Source organism: uncultured Dietzia sp. (assembly GCF_937873725.1).
Taxonomy (GTDB): Bacteria; Actinomycetota; Actinomycetes; order Mycobacteriales; family Mycobacteriaceae; genus Dietzia.
Genome location: NZ_CALMYY010000100.1, coordinates 1 through 17,957 on the forward strand (window position 1 = coordinate 1; position 17,957 = coordinate 17,957).

The 17,957-nt window shown below is 73.2% G+C and carries 18 protein-coding genes and 1 tRNA gene; 14 read left to right on the forward strand and 5 right to left on the reverse strand.

Features of this window, described 5'->3' with window-relative positions:
- Positions 1-231: 231 nt before the first annotated feature.
- The gene (gene mfd, locus Q0444_RS10245) at positions 232-3,894 is read right to left on the reverse strand and encodes a transcription-repair coupling factor (protein ID WP_299023178.1); all 3,663 of its coding nucleotides are present in this window, start codon (positions 3,892-3,894) and stop codon (positions 232-234) included.
- Between the two features lie 126 nt (positions 3,895-4,020).
- Between mfd and Q0444_RS10250 the strand changes: the two genes are divergently transcribed.
- From Q0444_RS10250 to Q0444_RS10270, 5 genes are read left to right on the forward strand one after another with little or no spacing between them, the layout of a single operon-like run.
- Positions 4,021-4,716 (forward strand): vitamin K epoxide reductase family protein, encoded by a 696-nt coding sequence (locus tag Q0444_RS10250; RefSeq protein ID WP_291084631.1) that lies wholly within the window; start codon positions 4,021-4,023, stop codon positions 4,714-4,716.
- Between the two features lie 53 nt (positions 4,717-4,769).
- Entirely contained in the window at positions 4,770-5,471 is a 702-nt protein-coding gene (locus Q0444_RS10255) for a glycosyltransferase family 2 protein (protein ID WP_291084634.1), read from the forward strand.
- Positions 5,468-6,469, forward strand: a complete 1,002-nt coding sequence (locus Q0444_RS10260) for an acyl-CoA dehydrogenase family protein (protein ID WP_291084637.1) — start codon at positions 5,468-5,470, stop codon at positions 6,467-6,469. Before Q0444_RS10255 ends, Q0444_RS10260 begins: the two co-directional genes overlap by 4 nt.
- 52 nt (positions 6,470-6,521) lie before the next feature.
- Complete coding sequence (locus tag Q0444_RS10265; protein WP_299023179.1) at positions 6,522-7,292, forward strand: PIG-L deacetylase family protein; 771 nt, start codon at positions 6,522-6,524, stop codon at positions 7,290-7,292.
- Positions 7,289-7,861, forward strand: coding sequence for an SAM-dependent methyltransferase (locus Q0444_RS10270; protein WP_299023180.1), 573 nt, complete (start codon positions 7,289-7,291; stop codon positions 7,859-7,861). The genes Q0444_RS10265 and Q0444_RS10270 overlap by 4 nt, the downstream gene beginning before the upstream one ends.
- 25 nt (positions 7,862-7,886) lie before the next feature.
- Here Q0444_RS10270 and Q0444_RS10275 read toward each other — a convergent pair whose 3' ends face one another.
- Positions 7,887-8,513, reverse strand: a complete 627-nt coding sequence (locus Q0444_RS10275) for a TetR/AcrR family transcriptional regulator (protein ID WP_299023181.1) — start codon at positions 8,511-8,513, stop codon at positions 7,887-7,889.
- Between the two features lie 116 nt (positions 8,514-8,629).
- Here Q0444_RS10275 and Q0444_RS10280 point away from each other — a divergent pair, with 116 nt between their 5' ends.
- Positions 8,630-9,196 (forward strand): HdeD family acid-resistance protein, encoded by a 567-nt coding sequence (locus Q0444_RS10280; protein WP_299023182.1) that lies wholly within the window; start codon positions 8,630-8,632, stop codon positions 9,194-9,196.
- Between the two features lie 29 nt (positions 9,197-9,225).
- On the opposite strand, the gene Q0444_RS10285 is transcribed toward Q0444_RS10280, so the two are convergent.
- Positions 9,226-9,897, reverse strand: a complete 672-nt coding sequence (locus Q0444_RS10285) for a TetR/AcrR family transcriptional regulator (protein ID WP_291084651.1) — start codon at positions 9,895-9,897, stop codon at positions 9,226-9,228.
- A 160-nt stretch (positions 9,898-10,057) separates the two neighbouring features.
- Between Q0444_RS10285 and Q0444_RS10290 the strand changes: the two genes are divergently transcribed.
- Positions 10,058-10,129 (forward strand) — tRNA-Gln (locus Q0444_RS10290).
- Between the two features lie 21 nt (positions 10,130-10,150).
- On the opposite strand, the gene Q0444_RS10295 is transcribed toward Q0444_RS10290, so the two are convergent.
- The gene (locus Q0444_RS10295) at positions 10,151-11,443 is read right to left on the reverse strand and encodes an MFS transporter (RefSeq protein ID WP_299023183.1); all 1,293 of its coding nucleotides are present in this window, start codon (positions 11,441-11,443) and stop codon (positions 10,151-10,153) included.
- 82 nt (positions 11,444-11,525) lie between these two features.
- Between Q0444_RS10295 and glmU the strand changes: the two genes are divergently transcribed.
- From glmU to Q0444_RS10315, 4 genes are all read left to right on the forward strand, one after another.
- Positions 11,526-13,007, forward strand: a complete 1,482-nt coding sequence (glmU, locus tag Q0444_RS10300; protein ID WP_299023184.1) for a bifunctional UDP-N-acetylglucosamine diphosphorylase/glucosamine-1-phosphate N-acetyltransferase GlmU — start codon at positions 11,526-11,528, stop codon at positions 13,005-13,007.
- Positions 13,004-13,981, forward strand: coding sequence for a ribose-phosphate diphosphokinase (locus Q0444_RS10305; protein WP_291080902.1), 978 nt, complete (start codon positions 13,004-13,006; stop codon positions 13,979-13,981). Before glmU ends, Q0444_RS10305 begins: the two co-directional genes overlap by 4 nt.
- 1 nt (position 13,982) lies before the next feature.
- The gene (gene arsC / locus Q0444_RS10310; RefSeq protein ID WP_291080904.1) at positions 13,983-14,342 is read left to right on the forward strand and encodes an arsenate reductase (glutaredoxin); all 360 of its coding nucleotides are present in this window, start codon (positions 13,983-13,985) and stop codon (positions 14,340-14,342) included.
- Positions 14,343-14,544: 202 nt separating this feature from the next.
- Entirely contained in the window at positions 14,545-15,183 is a 639-nt protein-coding gene (locus Q0444_RS10315) for a 50S ribosomal protein L25/general stress protein Ctc (RefSeq protein WP_299023185.1), read from the forward strand.
- A gap of 75 nt (positions 15,184-15,258) precedes the next feature.
- Here Q0444_RS10315 and Q0444_RS10320 read toward each other — a convergent pair whose 3' ends face one another.
- The gene (locus Q0444_RS10320; RefSeq protein ID WP_299023186.1) at positions 15,259-15,876 is read right to left on the reverse strand and encodes a LysE/ArgO family amino acid transporter; all 618 of its coding nucleotides are present in this window, start codon (positions 15,874-15,876) and stop codon (positions 15,259-15,261) included.
- 68 nt (positions 15,877-15,944) lie between these two features.
- On the opposite strand from Q0444_RS10320, the gene Q0444_RS10325 reads away from it, so the two are divergent.
- The 3 genes from Q0444_RS10325 to Q0444_RS10335 are packed head-to-tail and all read left to right on the forward strand — an operon-like array spanning position 15,945 to position 17,928.
- A complete protein-coding gene (locus tag Q0444_RS10325; RefSeq protein WP_299023187.1) occupies positions 15,945-16,838 on the forward strand; it encodes a LysR family transcriptional regulator ArgP in 894 nt (297 codons plus the stop codon).
- Positions 16,839-16,876: 38 nt separating this feature from the next.
- Entirely contained in the window at positions 16,877-17,476 is a 600-nt protein-coding gene (gene pth, locus Q0444_RS10330; RefSeq protein ID WP_291080913.1) for an aminoacyl-tRNA hydrolase, read from the forward strand.
- Positions 17,473-17,928, forward strand: a complete 456-nt coding sequence (locus Q0444_RS10335) for a DUF1990 family protein (protein ID WP_291080915.1) — start codon at positions 17,473-17,475, stop codon at positions 17,926-17,928. Before pth ends, Q0444_RS10335 begins: the two co-directional genes overlap by 4 nt.
- The last annotated feature ends 29 nt before the right edge of the window (positions 17,929-17,957 follow it).

Consider the following 17,957-nt stretch of genomic DNA (forward strand, 5'->3'; position numbering starts at 1 on the left):
CCGCCGAACCGTCGTCCTCCGCCCCCGCCGAACCGTCGTCCTCCGCCCCCGCCGAGAAGAGGATTTCGCTCGTATCCGCCGAGTAGCCGTGCACGAAATCCTCTTCTCGGCGGGGCGCGGGGCGGGGCGCGGGGCGTGGCGCGGGGCGGGGCGCGGGGCCGTGCGCCGGCAGCCGCTCCCCGTCCCCGGTCATCGCGGGGCCCTCATCGCGGGGCTCTCATCGCGCGGCTCTCATCGCGCGGCCGCCGTCTCCGGCTGGATCACCGGGTGCGAGCCCTCCGGGTCGCCTGCCATCGCGGTGAGGAAATCGGCGGCGTACTGCAACATCTCGTCGTCGCGCGCCTTCTCCCCGCCCGCGCCGGCGCGCGCGCCGGCGGCCTTGGGCAGCGGCAACAGCACGGTCTTCTGGGTGGCCCGGTACTGCGCGGCCGGGTACATGCGCTTGAGGCGGATCTGCTGCGAGTCCAGCAGGTCCAGCGGGCCCACGCGCAGCCGCGAGCCGGCCAGCACGATCTCGCGCACGCGGTACTTCTGCGCCACCAGCCGCAGCCGCGCCACGGACACCACGCGGCGGGCCTCCACGGGCAGGGGCCCGTAGCGGTCGATCAGCTCCTCCACCACCGAGTCGATGTCGCCCGGCACCCGCGCCTGCGAGAGCTTGCGGTAGGCCTCCAGGCGTAGGCGGTCGCCGTCGACGTACTCGACCGGGATGTAGGCGTCGACCGGCAGCTCGATGCGGATCTCGCCCAGCTCCTCCTCCACCTCGACGGTCTTGCCGTCGGCGACCGAGCGGTACGCCTCGACCGCCTCGCCCACCAGACGGATGTAGAGGTCAAAGCCGACGCCCGCGATGTGCCCCGACTGCTCGGCGCCCAGGACGTTGCCCGCGCCGCGCAGCTCGAGGTCCTTCATGGCCACCGCCATGCCGGCGCCCAGGTCGTTGTTCTGCGCGATGGTGGCCAGCCGGTCGTAGGCGGTCTCGGTGAGCGTCTTCTCCGGGTCGTGGAGGAAGTAGGCGTAGCCGCGCTCGCGCGAGCGGCCCACGCGCCCGCGGAGCTGGTGCATCTGCGACAGCCCCAGCTGGTCGGAGCGGTCCACGATGAGCGTGTTGGCGTTGGAGATGTCCAGCCCGGTCTCGACGATGGTCGTGCACACCAGCACGTCGTAGTCGCGGTTCCAGAAGCCGCCCACGGTCTGCTCGAGCTGCTCCTCCCCCATCTGCCCGTGCGCCACCACCACGCGCGCCTCGGGCACCAGGTCGCGGATCCGGGCGGCGGCGGCGTCGATGGTCCGCACCCGGTTGTGGACGTAGAACACCTGTCCCTCGCGCAGCAGCTCGCGCCGGATGGCGGCGGCGACGGTCTTGTCCGAGTGCGCGCCCACGTAGGTGAGCACGGGCAACCGCTCCTCGGGCGGGGTGAGGATCTGGCTCATCTCGCGGATCCCGGCCAGCGACATCTCCAGCGTCCGCGGGATCGGCGTGGCGGACATGGTGAGCACGTCCACGTGGGTGCGCAGGGAGGTGATGTGCTCCTTGTGCTCCACGCCGAAGCGCTGCTCCTCGTCCACGATCACCAGGCCGAGCTTGCGCCACCGCACCCCGGTGGCCAGCAGCCGGTGGGTGCCGATCACCACGTCCACCGTGCCCTCGGCCAGGCCCTTGAGGACCTCCTTGGCCTCGGCGTCCGAGGTGAAGCGGCTGAGCCCCTTGATGGTCACGGGGAACCCGGTCATGCGCTCGGTGAAGGTGGCCAGGTGCTGCTGCGCGAGCAGCGTGGTGGGCACCAGCACCGCGACCTGCTTGCCGTCCTGCACGGCCTTGAACGCCGCGCGCACCGCCACCTCGGTCTTGCCGTAGCCCACGTCGCCCACCACCACGCGGTCCATGGGGGCGGTCTTCTCCATGTCTGCCTTGACCTCCTCGATCGCGGTGAGCTGGTCCACGGTCTCGGTGAACGGGAACGCGTCCTCCATCTCGCGCTGCCAGGGGGTGTCGGGGCCGAAGGCGTGACCGGGCGCGGACTGCCGCTTGGCGTAGAGCTGCACCAGCTCGGTGGCGATCTCGCGGACCGCCTTGCGGGCCTTGCGCTTGGTGTTCTGCCAGTCGGCGCCGCCCATCTTGCTCAGCGTGGGCGCCTCGCCGCCCACGTAGCGGCTGAGCTGGCCCAGCGACTCCATGGGCACGTACAGCCGGTCGCCCGCCCCGCCGCGCTTGCCGGGGGCGTACTCGATCACCACGTATTCGCGCCGGGAGGAGCCGTCGCCGCCGCGGACCTGCCGCTCGACCATCTCCACGAACCGCCCGATGCCGTGCTGGTCGTGGACCACCGGGTCGCCGGCCTTGAGCGCGAGCGGGTCCACCTGGTTGCGGCGCTTGGAGTGCCGCGCCTTGGGGCGTGTGGTGGCGCCGAGTCGGTTGCCGGTGAGGTCGGTCTCGGAGACGACGACGAGGGCGCCGTCCCCCGCCCCGGCGTCCGTGGAGAGCGCGAACCCGCCGTGCAGGACCGCCTCGTACACCGACACCACACCCGGACCGGGTTCCGATCCCGCCCGCGCGGCCGCGGCGGGGACCTCCGCCTCGGACAGGCGTTCCAGCACGCGCGCGACGGTGCCGTGGCCCGGGACCACCACCGCGGCCCGGCCGCCGCCGGCCACCAGCGCGCGCAGCCGGGAGAACATGGCCTCCATCTCCGAGTCCCTGCCGCGCGGGGCGGGCGGGTCGCCGGCGGCCACGGTCACCACCGCGCCGTCCTCGGGGTCGGTGAGGAAGCCGGGGGGGACCAGCTGCCACCACGACCGCCCGGCGTCGGTGGCCTCGGAGCGGACGGCCGAGAACGTGCGGTAGCCGGAGCCGGAGAGGTCCAGCGTCTCGCTGTCCACGGGGGCGTCGCCGCCCATGGTGGCCGCGGTCCACGACGCCTCGAGGAACTCCCGGCCCGCGGTGGCCAGGTCGGCCGCGCGGCGGCGGACCTTGTCCGGGTCCAGCACCACCACGCGGGTGCCGGCGGGCATGAGCATGGGCAGCGTGGCCATCTCCTCCGGCACGAGCACCGAGGTCAGCGCCTCCATGCCGTCCCGGGGGATGCCCTCGGCCAGCGAGTCCAGCAGCTCGGCCAGCGTCGGGTTCCCCCGGTGCGTGGCGGCGAGCTCCCGGGCGCGGGCGCGGACCTCCTCGCCGAGCAGCAGCTCCCGGCACGGGTAGACGACCGTGGACGCCACCTCGCCGTCGGGGAGCGAGCGCTGGTCGGCCACCGCGAACTCGCGGATCTCGGCGATCTGGTCGCCGTCGAACTCGATCCGCAGCGGGTGGTCGGCGGTGGTCGGGAAGACGTCCACGATCCCGCCGCGCGCCGCCACGTCCCCGCGCCGGGACACCATGTCCTCGCGGTTGTAGGCGAACTCGGTGAGGGTCGCCAGGAGCTCGGCCGGGTCCAGAGCGGCGCCCGTGGCCAGCCGCACCGGCTCCCGGCGGGCCGCCCCGGGGGAGATCGGCTGCACCACCGACCGCGCCGCCGCCACGACGATCCTCGGGGCCCGACCCGCCATCACCGAGCTGAGGACCTCCAGCCGGCGACCGATCGTGTCGGCCGCGGGCGACAGACGCTCGTGCGGCAACGTCTCCCAGCTGGGGAACTGCGCCACCTCGTCGTCACACAGCCCGGACAGCTCGTCGGCCAGCTCCTCGCACTCGCGCTCGGTGGCGGTCACCACCAGCAGCGGTGCGCGCTGCGCCAGCGCCGCCACCAGGAACGGCCGCAGCGCCTCGGGCGAGCGGACCACCGCGGCGTCCCGGTCCAGGCCCCCGCGCAGGTCGGCCAGGGCCGGGTTGGCGATCACCGCGCCGGCCAGGCCGGACAGGGCTGCGGTGGTGGGGCTGGCGGCAGGGGTGCTCACGCGTGGGGGTCTCCGGATCGGGAACGGGTGGGGCGGGTCTGGCGGTGCGGGAGTGGCGGCGGCGGCACGTCCGGCCGCCGGCGGTCCCCCAGTCTAGTGGCGCTCCCGCGACGGTAGCCTGTGCGCATGCGCCAGACCACAGACGCCGAGCCCGTCGACCCCGCCCGCGACCCCGCCGTCCCGGTGACGATCGCCCCCGCCGGTCCGGACGAGGTCGAGCGCGGCGGCATCGGCTCGCGCGTGTTCACCGACCGCTGGATGGGCGTCCTGCTGACCCTGGGCTCGGCGGTGGGGCTGCTCGCCTCGTTCCAGCTCAGCCTGGACAAGATCCGCATCCTGGAGAACCCCGAGTACACCCCGGCGTGCAACTTCTCCATCCTCATGAGCTGCAAGAGCGTCATCAGCTCCGAGCAGGGAGTGGCGTTCGGGTTCCCCAACCCGTTCATGGGACTGATCGGATTCGCGATCATCCTGGCGATCGGCGTGGCCGCGGCCTCCGGGGTGCGCTTCCCGCGCTGGTACTGGGTGGGCGCGCTGCTCGGCCTGACGTTCGGTGCCGGGTTCGTCCACTGGCTGGCGTTCCAGTCGATCTTCTCCATCCAGGTGCTGTGCCCGTGGTGCATGGTCGTGTGGGCCGTGACCATCCCCCTGTTCTGGTACACGCTGCTGCACGTGCTGGCCAAACTCACCGGTGCCGGGTGGGTCCGGGCGCTCCAGCGGTGGCATCTCGTGCCGGTTGTGGTGTGGTATCTGTCGGTGGGCGCGGTCATCCTGTGGGCGTTCTGGGACTTCTACTGGGCGGACTTCTTCGGCAACCTCTAGAGCGGGCGACGCCCGACGGCCGGACCGCAGCCGCGTGAGCTGAAAGGGGTCGGATGCGCTTCGTGGGAATCGACGTGGTGATCCCCGCCCACGACGAGCAGGACCTGATCGCCGGGTGCCTGGACTCGCTGGACGTGTGCGCGGAGGCCACGCCCGTGCCGGTGACGGTGACCGTGGTGCTCGACTCCTGCACCGACGCCACCGAGGACGTCGCCCGCGGCCGGGCCCGGATCGTGCGGAGCGACGCGCGCAACGTCGGCGCCGCGCGGGCCCTGGGGTTCGACACCCTCCCCCGGCCCGGCCCCACGCAGTTCGGGCAACGCTGGTACGCCACCACCGACGCCGACTCGCGCGTGCCCCGCACGTGGCTGGTCGACCAGCTGGCCCTGGCGCTCGACGGCGCCGACGTGGTGGCCGGGCTGGTCGAGGTGACCGACTGGTCCGACTGGAACCCGGCCACGCGGACGCGGTACCTCGAGGGCTACCGCTCCGGCGCCGACCACCGCCACATCCACGGCGCCAACATCGGCATCTCCGCCCGCGCCTACCGCGACCTGGGCGGCTTCGAGCCCCTGCCGGTCCACGAGGATGTCCGCCTGGTGCAGCGCGCCGAGCGCGCCGGCCTGGCCGTCGAGTGGTCCACCGCCGCGCCGGTCACCACCTCCGCCCGCCGGCACTCCCGCACCCCGGGCGGATTCTCGGGGCACCTGGCCACCACCGAGTTGGACCACACCTGGAACGGGGTCACCCCATGAACTCATCCGACCGCCCCCGCGGCGCCGCCCTCGCCCGCGAGTGGGTCCGCACCGGCCGCGCCGACCTGCCCCTGCCCGCCCACGGGGACACCCGCGCCCGCTGGACCGAGCTCACCGCGATGTGCGCCCAGGACGTCTCGGCCGGCCGGCTGGTCGAGGCGCACGCCGACGCCGACGCGATCCTCGCCGAGGTGGAGGGGACCCGGGTCGGGCCCGGCGAGTTCTGGGGCGTGTGGGCCGCCGAGCCGCCGATGCCGGTGCTCATCGCGCGGCGGGCCGGGGACGGGTGGGTGCTCGACGGGGTCAAGGCCTGGTGCTCCGGCGCGACCGTGTGCACGCACGCGCTGGTCACGGCGTTGGACGACGACGAGCCGCGCCTGTTCGCCGTGGACCTGCGGCACCCCGGGGTCTCCGCCCGGCCGGACGGCTGGGCGCACCCGGGGATGGCGCAGACCGGCACCACGGCCGTCGAGTTCCGCGACGTCCCGGCGCGCACGGTCGGTGACCGGCGCTCCTACCTGGACCGGCCCGGGTTCTGGCACGGGGGGATCGGGGTGGCGGCGTGCTGGCTGGGGGCCGGGGTGGCCGTGGCCCGGCCGCTCGTGGCCCGCGCGAGCCGCCCCGACGCCGACGAGCACGCGCTGGCCCACCTGGGCGCGGTCGACGCGGCCCTGGGCGGGGCGGTGTGGGCGCTCGACGCGGCCGCCCGCGAGGTCGACGGGGCCGGGGCCGGGGCCGCCTCCCCGGCCGACGCCGACGCCGGGCTCGTCGCCGCCCGCCACCGCGCGGTCCGCGTCCGGGCGATCGTGGAGGCCGCGGTCGACGACACCGTCCGCCGGGTCGGCCGGGCCCTGGGCGCCGGGCCACTCGCGATGGACCCGCGCCACGCGCAGGCCGTGCTCGACGCGAGCGTGTACATCCGGCAGTTCCACGCCGAACGCGACCTGGCCGGCCTCGGCCGCACGGCCCGGACGCACGGGGGCTGGGCCCGTGGTTGATGGGCCCGCCGACGCAGGGTCCTCGGGTGCTGGGCCCTCGACTGCTGGGCCGGTGCGCGATCCCGCCGGCTGGGCCGGGATCGGCCCCGGCGACCGCGGCACCCCCGCCGTCGACTGGGCCCGCTGGCTGGCCGGCCGCGCCCCGGACCCGGCCGTCACCGTGCCCGAGCGGTACCGGCGGCTCGTGGTGGTGGCGCCGCACCCCGACGACGAGATCCTCGGCGTGGGCGTCACCGCCTCCCGGTTCGCGGCCGCGGGCGTCGAGGTCGTCGTCCTCGCCGTCACGGACGGCGACGCCTCCCACCCCGACTCCCCCACGATGAGCCCGCGGCGGCTGGCCGGGCTGCGGGTGGAGGAGAGCCGGCGCGCGTGCGCCCTCCTCGGGCTGCCGGAGCCCGTCCGCCTGGGCCTGCCGGACGGCGGGGTCGGCGGGCGAGCGGGCGAGCTCACCGAGGCCATCGCTCGGGCCGTCGGCGACCCGGGCGTCGAGTCCCTGGTCCTGGCGACCTGGCGCGGGGACGGGCACCCCGACCACGAGGCCTGCGGCCGGGCCGCCGCCGACGCCTGCGCCGCCACCGGGGCCCGGCTGGTCGAGTACCCGGTGTGGACCTGGCACTGGGCCCGCCCCGGCGACCCGCGCGTGCCGTGGGACCGGCGCCGCCGGGTGGTGCTCTCCCGCCCCGAGCTGGCCGCCAAGCGCGCGGCGGTGGCTGAGTTCGTCACCCAGGTCGCGCCGCTGTCCGACCGGCCGGGCGACGAGGCGATCCTGCCCGACTGGATCCTCGACCGGCTGGTGACCCGCGAGGAGACGGTGTTCTGGTGAGCACGCCGGGCCACTACTTCGAGTCCGTGTACGCGGACTCCGCCGACCCGTGGGACTTCGCCGGCTCCTGGTATGAGCTCCGCCGCTACGGCCTGCTGGTGGCGTCGCTGCCCGAGCGGCGATACCGGGTGTGCTTCGAACCCGCCTGTTCGGTGGGCGTGCTCACCGAGTCGCTGGCCGCGCGCTGCGACGAGGTGCACGCCGTGGACGTGGTCGACGCCGCCGCGGAGCGGGCCCGCCGGCGGATCTCGCGCGCCGGCCTGGCGCACGTCTCCGTCCGCACCGCCGACGCCCTGGCCCCGTGGCCCCGCCCCGCCTGCGACCTGCTGGTGCTCTCGGAGTTCCTCTACTACACGGCGGCCGACCGGCTCGACGCGCTGATCGGCGACCTGCTGCGGCTGGTCGAGTCCGGCGGCACGGTGGTGGCGTGCCACTGGCTGGGGCGCTCGGAGGATCACGCGTGCCACGGGGAGGACGTCCACGCGGCGCTGGCCCGCCGCGACGAGCTCCAGCGGCTGGTCCACCACCGCGAGGAGGGCTTCCTCCTGGAGGTGTTCCGCCGCGCCTGACCACGCTCCCGCGCAGGCCTCCGCGCTAGGTCCCCGCGCCCTCCGCCTGTTCCACCAGGTGGACGATCGCCTCCGCGTGGAGCCTGAACAGCTCCGCCACGTCGGCGTCCCCGGTCAGCGAGGCGAGGAAGACGCCGTCGCCCCCCGCCAGGGCGTACGTGGCCAGGAGCCGGGCGTCCGCGCCCGTCAGCCCCGGCCGGACCCGACCCAATTCCTCCGCGATCCGCTCGATCGCCTCGCCCCGCAGCCGCAGGTAGATCTCGCGGGCCACCGGTTCCACGGGCCGCCGCTCCAGCGCCAGCATCAGCCCCAGACGCAGGAAGTCCGGTGACTCGCGGAACGTCCGGGCCACGCCCAGGCAGAAGGCGGTCACCCGCTCCGGGAGCGACTCCCCCTCCCCGCGGGTGACCTGCCCCAGCCACAGCTCGATGCTCTCCTCCACCACGGCGGCCAGGAGCGCGTCCTTGTCGGCGAAGTGCCAGTAGATCGAGCTGGCGGGAAGCCCGCTGGCCTTGCTGATCTGCGCGATCGTGGTTCCCTCGTACCCGCGCTCCCCGGCCACGGCCGCCGCGGCCTCGATGATCCGCCGCCGGGACTCGCGACCCCTCGCGCGGGTCCGCCTGGCGCCGGGGCTCCTCGTGTCCTCTGCCATCGGGTCCTCCCTGTCCTGTGTCGAGCACCTCATTGCGTCCGGACCCCCCGCGACTTACCGTAGTGATCATTACAGTAGCGCACGGCAAAGACGCCGGCGCACGAAAGGTGGACATCATGATCGACTCTCTCACCCGCAACTGGTGGATCCAGCTGATCCGCGGCGCACTGGCGTTCGGCCTGGGCGCCACCGCCCTCCTGGCCCCCAGCACCGGGATGACGCTCGCGACCTTCCTCGTGGCCGCGTTCGCGATCGGGGACGGCGCGATGACCGTCACCACCGGCCTGGCCCTGCCTGACGAGTACCGCGGCCGGAGCGGCCTGCTCGCCGCCGGCGCGGGCTTCATCGTGCTGGGCCTGCTCGTCCTGTTCTGGCCGGGACTCTCCGCGACCGTCCTGACGCTGCTGTTCGCCGCCTGGCTGGTGGCCTCGGGGGCGCTCGTCGCCTACGGCGCCCGGACGCTGCGCCCGGAGATCTCCGACTCGCGGATCATGGGGGCGCTCGGGGCGGTGCTCATCGCGCTCGGGCTCGGGCTCGGGGTGTTCGGACCGTCCGCGATCGGCACGTTCGTGACGTTCGCCGGATGGTTCGGGCTGGCGGTCGGCGCCCTCATGGCCGCCGTCGCATTCCGGCTGCGGTCCGACGCGACGCGACTGTCGGCGACGCCGGTCGCCGCGGCCTGACCAGTACGTCCGGATCCGGGCCCGGGGCGCTAGGGGCGTCCCGGGCCCGGCCGTAGGTCCCGACCGGCGGAGTCACCCTCCGGACGACTGGGAGAGGTGTACTCGTCCAACACGTCCTTCTCGAGGGACGGCAGCGGGTCGAGGTGCGAGAGCCCGTTGAAGCACAGGTTGACGATGTGGGCGGCCACCTCCTCCTTGGGGGGATGACGCACGTCCAGCCACCACTGCGCGGTCCCCGAGACCATGCCGACCAGCGCCTGCGCGTACACGCTGGTGGTGACGGGATCGAACCCGCGGGCCACGAACTCCTCCTCGAGGATGTACGTCACGCTCGCCGTGGCGTCGTTGAGCAGAGTCGAGTAGGACCCCCCGCTGACCGTCGACGACTCCCGCACCAGGATCCGGAACCCGTCCGTCCGCTCCTCCACGTACCGGAGCAGCGCCATGGCGGCCCGCTCGATCCGCCGCCGCGCCCCCTCGCCCTTGAGCGACTCGGTGATCTCCGCGCCCAGGTACGCCAGCTCGCGGTCGCAGACCACCGCGTAGAGGCCCTCCTTGCCGCCGAAGTGCTCGTAGACCACCGGCTTGGAGACGTTCGCGGCGGCCGCGATCTCCTCCACCGTCGCGGCGTCGTAGCCGTATTCGGCAAAGATCCGACGGCCCACCTCGACCAGTTGCTGCCGTCGCTTCACGGCCGACATCCTCGTCCTCGGCGCCGGCATCGACTCGCCCGTCATGGTCCACCCTCCAGTTCCTGATCTGAGGCTAGTCGGTGACAGCGGCCGGACCTGTAACCCGGCGGGCACCGCCGGTGGGCCGACCCGACGTGTGCCAGAATGTGGGCGGCCCGTACCGGGCCGTTCCCCCGTGGTGTAATCGGCAACACTTCTGATTTTGGTTCAGATATTCCAGGTTCGAGTCCTGGCGGGGGAGCGCAGGTCAGAGGGCATTTCCTCAGCCCCTCGTGCCACGCTCGACCGCGCTGCGGACGGTGTAGCGCAGGAAGGCCGGGAACGCGACGGCGGCCACCACCACGCCGATCACCACCAGCACCCCACCACCCGCCGCGGCGACGGCCGTGCCCACCGACGCGGCTGCCACGCCGTGAGCGACGTCTCCGAGGCGCGGGCCGCCGGCCACCACCACGATGAACACGCCCTGGAGGCGGCCGCGCATCTCGTCGGTCGCGGAGTCGAGCAGGATCGCCTGCCGGAAGGCCGCGGAGACCATGTCCACCGCACCGCCGAACGCCAGCGCGAGCAGGGCCAGCCACAGCCACCAGGCCGACCCGTCCGGCGAGGCCGCCCCCACGACCAGCCCGAACGCCACCATCGCCAGTCCCCACAGCGCGACGCACACGAGCACCGCCAGACCCTGACGCCGCACCCGCGGGATCCAGCCGGAGAACACCCCACCCAGCACGGCACCCACGCTCATGGCGGCGAACAGCAGGCCCAGCGCGCTCCCACCGGAGGCCGGGTCACCGAACGACTCGGTGGCGATCTGCGGGAACAGGGCCCGCGGCATGCCGAACACCATGGCGATCACGTCCACCAGGAACGAGGCCAGCAGGATCCGGCGGGTGGCGAGGTAGGCGAACCCGTCGATCACCGACCGCAGGCCCGCGGACCTCCGCTCGCCCGACGTGGGCTGCGGCGGCAGCCGGTACACGGCGTACAGGGTGGCCAGCAGCGCGACGGCCGTCAGCAGGTACAGCGACTGCAACCCCACGACGGGGATGAGGATGCCGGCGGTGACCGGCCCGACGATCGCGCCGAACTGCATGACGGTCATCATCAGTGCGCTCGCCGAGGCCAGCTGGTCCGCGGGGATGAGCCGCGGCGTGATCGCCGAGCGGGTGGGCTGGTTGACGGCGAAGAACGCCTGCTGGACGGACAGCAACACCATGACCACCCACACGTTGCGGTTGCCGGCGGCGGCCTGCGCCCAGAACAGCACGGCGGTTACGATCAGGCCGGTCGTGGTGACCATGAGCAGCCTGCGCCGGTCCAGCGCGTCGGCCAGCGCCCCGCCCCACAGCCCGAACACGATCAGCGGCACCAGCGCGAACACGCCGGTCAGCCCGACGTACGCCGAGCTGCGGGTGATCTCGAACACCTGCTGCGGGACCGCGACGATCGACAGCTGGGCACCGATCACGGTGACGATGTTGGCGATCCACAACCTGCGGAAGTCCGGCTGCGCCAGTGGCCGGGTGTCCGCGAGTTGCCGCCGGAGAAGTGACACGCGGGGCAGGGTACTCGGCGACACGGTTCGCGCTGTCGGGGTCACCCCTTATCCTTCAGTGGCACCCGCCCGAGGAGATCAGATGACCACACCCCCCACCGATCGCGAGCAGACCGCGGTCATCATCCTGGCCGCCGGCTCCGGCACCCGGATGAAGAGCGCGACCCCCAAGATGCTGCACCGCGTGTGCGGGCGGACCATGCTCGGCCACGCCCTGCACGCCGCGGCCGGGATCCGGCCGGATTCGGTCGTGGTGGTGGTGGGCCACCAGCGCGAGCAGGTCTCGGAGGCGGTCGCCGGGCTCGCCGTCGACCTGGGTGTCCCGGTGACCACCGCGGTCCAGGAGCGGCAGAACGGCACCGGGGACGCGGTGGCCGCGGGCATGGCCGCGATCCCCGCCGACTTCTCCGGCACCGTGCTGGTCACCACCTCGGACATCCCGCTCCTCGACGCGGACACCCTGCGCGAGGTGGTCAGCCGCCACGGCATGCGCCCGCGCGCGGCGGTCACCGTCCTCACCTCCACGGCACCCGACCCCACGGGGTACGGCCGGATCGTGAGGAACGACGACGGCGAGGTGCTCAGGATCGTCGAGCACAAGGACGCCTCGGAGGACGAGAGGGCGATCGACGAGGTCAACTCCGGCATCTACGCCTTCGACGCCCGCGTCCTGCGGGACAAGCTGGGCGAGCTGGGCACCGACAACTCACAGGGCGAGCTGTACCTCACCGACGTCATCCAGCTGGCCCGCCGCGCCAACGGGGTCGTCCGGGGGCACCGGATCGAGGACGCCGACCTGGTGGCGGGGGTCAACGACAGGGTGCAGCTGGCGGCCCTGGCCCGCGAGATGAACCGCCGCCTGTGCGAGTCCGCGATGCGCGCGGGCGCCACCATCGTGGACCCGGGCAGCACCTGGGTCGACGTGGACGTGCGGATCGGGCGCGACGTCACGATCCTGCCGGGCACCCACCTGACGGGGGCGACGGTGATCGGCGACGACGCGACCGTCGGCCCGGACTCCACGCTGCAGGACACCACGGTGGGACCGGGAGCGACGGTCGTCCGCACCCACGCGGTGGGCGCCACCATCGGGGCCGGGGCCGAGGTCGGCCCGTTCGCCTACCTTCGCCCCGAGGCGGACCTGGGCGAACGCAGCAAGATCGGCACGTTCGTGGAGATCAAGAAGTCGCGCATCGGGGCCCACACCAAGGTCCCGCACCTGACCTACGTCGGGGACGCGACCATCGGGGAGCACACCAACATCGGGGCCTCGAGCGTGTTCGTCAACTACGACGGCGTGAACAAGAACCGAACGGTGATCGGCAGCCACTGCCGCACGGGATCGGACACCATGTTCATCGCGCCCGTGACCGTCGGTGACGGCGCCTACTCGGGCGCGGGTACCGTGATCAAGGACGACGTCCCGCCCGGCGCCCTCGCGGTGTCCGGCGGACGCCAGAGGAACATCGACGACTGGGTGATCGAGAACCGACCGGATTCCGGTTCGGCCGAGGCCGCCCTACGTAGCCGGAACGACTCCCAGAAGGACGGACTCACACCGTGAGCGACTGGATCGACAACCAGAAGAACCTGATGTTTTTCGCGGGCCGAGCGCACCCGGAGCTCTCCGACCAGGTCGCCGCCGAGCTGGGGATCGAGGTCACCCCGCAGACCGCGCGCGACTTCGCCAACGGCGAGATCTTCGTCCGATTCGAGGAGTCGGTGCGCGGCTGCGACGCGTTTGTCCTGCAGAGCTGCCCCGCCCCGCTGAACAAGTGGATCATGGAGCAGCTCATCATGATCGACGCGCTCAAGCGGGGCTCCGCCAAGCGCATCACCGCGGTCCTGCCGTTCTACCCGTACGCCAGGCAGGACAAGAAGCACCGTGGCCGTGAGCCCATCTCGGCCCGCCTCATCGCGGACCTGCTCAAGGCCGCCGGCGCGGACCGCATCATCACGGTCGACCTCCACACGGACCAGATCCAGGGCTTCTTCGACGGCCCCGTGGACCACATGCACGCCCAGGGTCAGCTGTCGGACTACGTGCGCGAGCACTACGGCACGGACAACATCGTCGTGGTCTCCCCCGACGCCGGCCGCGTCAAGGTGGGCGAGAAGTGGGCCGACGCGCTCGACGGTGCGCCCCTGGCGTTCGTCCACAAGACCCGCGACCCCAACGTGCCCAACCAGGTCAAGTCCAACCGCGTCGTGGGCGACGTCGAGGGTAAGACCTGCGTGCTGATGGACGACATGATCGACACCGGCGGCACCATCGCCGGCGCGGTCAGGGTGCTCAAGGACGCCGGCGCCGGCGACGTGATCATCGCCACCACCCACGGCATCTTCTCCGACCCGGCCGCCGAGCGCCTGGCCAACTGCGGCGCCAAGGAGGTCATCACCACCGACACCCTGCCGATCCCCCCGGAGAAGCGGTTCGACAACCTCACCGTGCTGTCCATCGCGCCGCTGCTGGCCCGGACCATCCACGAGGTCTTCGAGAACGGATCGGTGACCAGCCTGTTCAACGGGTCCGCCTAGCGTGTCCGCGGACCGCGCGGGGCGCGCCACGATCTACCACAACCCCCGCTGCTCCAAGTCCCGGCAGGCGTTGGAACTGCTGCGGGAGCGGGGGGTCGAGCCGACGGTCATCCGGTATCTCGACACCCCGCCGACGATCGACGAGTTGCGCACGCTCATCGCCGATGCCGGGCTGACGGTCCGGCAGGCCGTCCGCGTCAAGGAGGCCGAGTTCACCGAACTCGGCCTGCTCTCCGCCTCCGATGACGAGCTGCTCGCCGCGATGGTCGCCCACCCGCGGCTCATCGAGCGTCCCTTCGTCGTCACCGGCAAGGGGACCCGGCTCGCACGGCCCACCGCGGCGGTCGAGGAGATCCTCTAGCGATTTGTGGCCGCGCCCGACCCGCCGCTAGGCTGGGCCGGTCATCTCGGCGAGGGAGGACCCCTGGTGGGTCACTCCGTTATCGACGCGATCATTGTCGGTGTGGTCCCCCGGTGGGGCCGCCCAGGCGATCGTCTCGGTCGCCGGGGAGGTCGCCTCACCCACCGAGCGCCACGCGCTCCCCACCGACAGAAGGTTCATCATGGCCAGGGAAGTCAACAACCTCAAGACCCAGACCCGCACCGAGTTCGGCAAGGGCCCCCCCCCCCGCGCCCGCCGCGAGGGCCAGGTCCCCGCGGTGCTCTACGGCCACCACACCGAGCCCCGCCACCTGCTCCTCAACGCCCTGGAGTTCGCCGCCGTGCTCCGCGCCCACGGCACCAACTCCCTGCTCACCCTGGACATCGAGGGCGAGGAGCAGCTCGCGCTGCCCAAGCAGATCGACGTGCACCCCCTTACCCGCATCATCGAGCACACCGACCTGCTGGTCGTGCGCAAGGGCGAGAAGGTCGTCGTGGAGATCGCCCTCACCCTGGTCGGCGATTCCGCGCCGGGCACCCTGGTGACCCAGGACGCCAACTCCATCGAGATCGAGGCCGACGCCACCGAGCTCCCCGAGGGCTTCGACGTCTCGGTCGCGGGCGCGGCCGCCGGCCTCCAGATCACCGCCGCCGACATCGAGCTCCCCGCGGGCTGCACCCTGGTCTCCGACCCGGAGATGCTCATCGTCAACATCCTCGAGGCGCCGTCCGAGGCCGACCTCGAGGCCGGCGAGGACGAGGGCGTCGCGGCGTCGATCGAGCAGGCGCAGGCCGCCGACAAGGCCAGCTCCGCGGAGTGATCCTCCCGCCGCGGCTTCCGGCCGCGGCGACCCGGGCCCGGTACGACGATCGCGTCGCACCGGGCCCGCGGTGTGTCAGCCGCGGATGAGGCCCACCGCCAGGACGACCATCATCACCGCGATCCCGCCGTCCAGCACCCGCCACGCGCCGGGCCTGGCGAACAGCCCGCGCAGCGCCTTGCCGCCGAAGCCGATGAGCGAGAACCACACCGTGCCGGCGAGGAACGCCCCCGCCGCGAACACCCAGCGCAGGTCGCCGCCCTGCTGATTGGCGAGCGTGCCGAGGAAGACCACGCTGTCCAGGTAGGCGTGCGGGTTGAGCCAGGTGAACGCCGCGCACGCGGCCACCGCCCCCATCGTCGAGGGGATGCGGGCGTCGCCACCCACCTGCAGGCCGCCGCCCGGGCGGAGCGCGCGGACCGCGGCGTACGCCCCGTAGGTCAGCAGGCAGACCACGCCCAGCCACGTCATGACCGTGATGGCCGCCGGCGCCGTCTCCACAGGCGCCCCCACGCCCGCCACGCCCAGCAGGATCAGCGCGGCCTCGGAGAGGACGCAGAACGCGACTATCGGGGCCATCGCCACGTCGCCGCGGATCGACCGCTGGAGGATGTAGGCGTTCTGCGCGCCGACGGCAACGATGAGACCGAGGCCCATGCCGGCGCCCATGAGGAGGGTGGAGGAAGTGGTCACGGTGTCACGCTAGGCACCCGGAAGGCAGTATCGCCACTACAGTTCATGGATTACCATTAGTTCTACTTATGCTCCCTCTCCACCTGGACCAGCTCCGCACCCTCGCCGCCGTGGTGGACCTCGGTTCCTTCGAGGCCGCCGCCGGGCACCTGCACGTCACCCAGTCCGCGGTGTCCCAGCGGATCCGCGCGCTGGAGGACTCGGCGGGCCGGATCCTCGTCCGCCGCGACCGCCCGGTGACGGCGACCGAGTCCGGGGAGACCGTCCTGCGGACCGCCCGGCAGATGCTCCACCTGGAGGAGTCGCTCTCCCAGGAGTTCCGCGGGGCCCAGACGGCCGCGGAGCCCGTCGTCCTGGCCGTGGCCTGCAACTCCGACTCCCTGGCCACGTGGTTCCTCGACGCCGCGACCGACGTCCGCTCCGCCGGCCGGGTCACCTTCGACATCCGCCGCGAGGACGAGTCGCTGTCCACCGATCTCCTGCGTCGCGGCGAGGTCATGGCGGCGGTGACCAGCCAGGCCAGGCCCGTCCAGGGGTGTCGATCCGTGCCCCTGGGGTCGATGCGGTACCTGGCCTGCGCCAGCCCGGGATTCGTCGCCCGGCACCTGCGGGAGGGCCCCACCGCCGCGCTCGGCCGCGCCCCGATCGTCGACTTCGACCGCAGCGACGGTCACCAGAACCACCACTACCGCCGGGTCGCCCGCCGCGAACCGACCGGCCCCCGCCACTTCGTGCCCAGCTCGCACGACCACGTCCGCGCGATCGCCGCCGGCCTCGGCTGGGGTCTGGTTCCCGAGCAGCTGGCCACGCCGTGGCTGGTCTCCGGCGAGCTCTCCGAGGTCTCCCCCGACCGACCGCTGGACGTCCCGCTGTTCTGGCAGCACTGGAAGCTCCAGTCCCCGGACCTCGACGCCCTCACGGCCGCGGTCCTCGACACCGCGCGGGCGGAGCTGCGGACCTGACGCGACGTGCGATCCACGCGGTCTGGGATCATGGGCGCGTGAGTACTGCTGACGCCCCCGGCCCCGCGCTCGTGGTGGGCCTGGCCAACCCGGGCCCCGACTACGAGGGGACCCGCCACAACATCGGCTGGGACGTCCTGCTCGAGCTCGCCTCCCGCGCCCTGCCCATGCCCGCGAGCTTCTCCACGCACAAGCGGACCAACTGCGAGATCGCCCAGACCCGGCTCGCCGGCCGGCAGGTGATCCTGGCCCGCCCCCGCAGCTACATGAACCTGTCCGGTGGCCCGGTCGCGGCGGTCGCCAAGTACTACTCGGTCCCGCCCACCGAGGTGATCGTCGTGCACGACGAGATCGACATCGACTTCGGCCAGGTCCGCCTCAAGCGCGGCGGCGGCGAGGGCGGGCACAATGGACTCCGCTCGATCACCAGCGCGCTCGGCACCCGCGACTACCTCCGGGTCCGCGCCGGGGTGGGCCGCCCGCCGGGTCGAATGGAGGTGGCGGACTACGTGCTCAAGCGATTCTCCAAGCTCGAGCAGCCCGACGTCCCGTTCCTCGTCCAGGACGCCGCGGACGCCGTGGAGTTGCTGCTCGAGCACGGGCTGGAGACGGCCCAGAACCGGGTCCACTCCGGGTGAGCGCCCGCCGGTTCGAGCGCGAGGCGGTCCTGGGGGCCGGCGCCGACCTCTTCGACCGCGCGAGCCGGGCCCTGATCCACTGGGACATGCACCGGGGGGCCGGCCTCGTCGTCGTCGTCGACGGCCCCGCCACCCCCGGACGGGTCGTCACCCTCCGCCCCCGGTCCGGCCCCGCCGCCTGGCTGCGGATGACCGCGCCGTGCGAGGTCACCGAGGTGATCGACTCCCCCGACACCCGCGGCTTCACCTACCGCACGCTGCCCGGCCACCCCGAGCGCGGGTGGGAATCGTTCCTCGTCGAGCTCGACCGGGCCACCGGCGCGGTCCGGATGCGGATCGAGGGCGAATCCGCGCACGCCACGCCGCTCGCCCGGCTCGGCGCACCGCTCGCGCGGCTCGAGCAGAACCGGCTCACCCGCCGCCACCTGGACGCGCTGCGCGGGCAGGCCTGACGGACCGGGGCATCCGCCGCGTGCGCGAA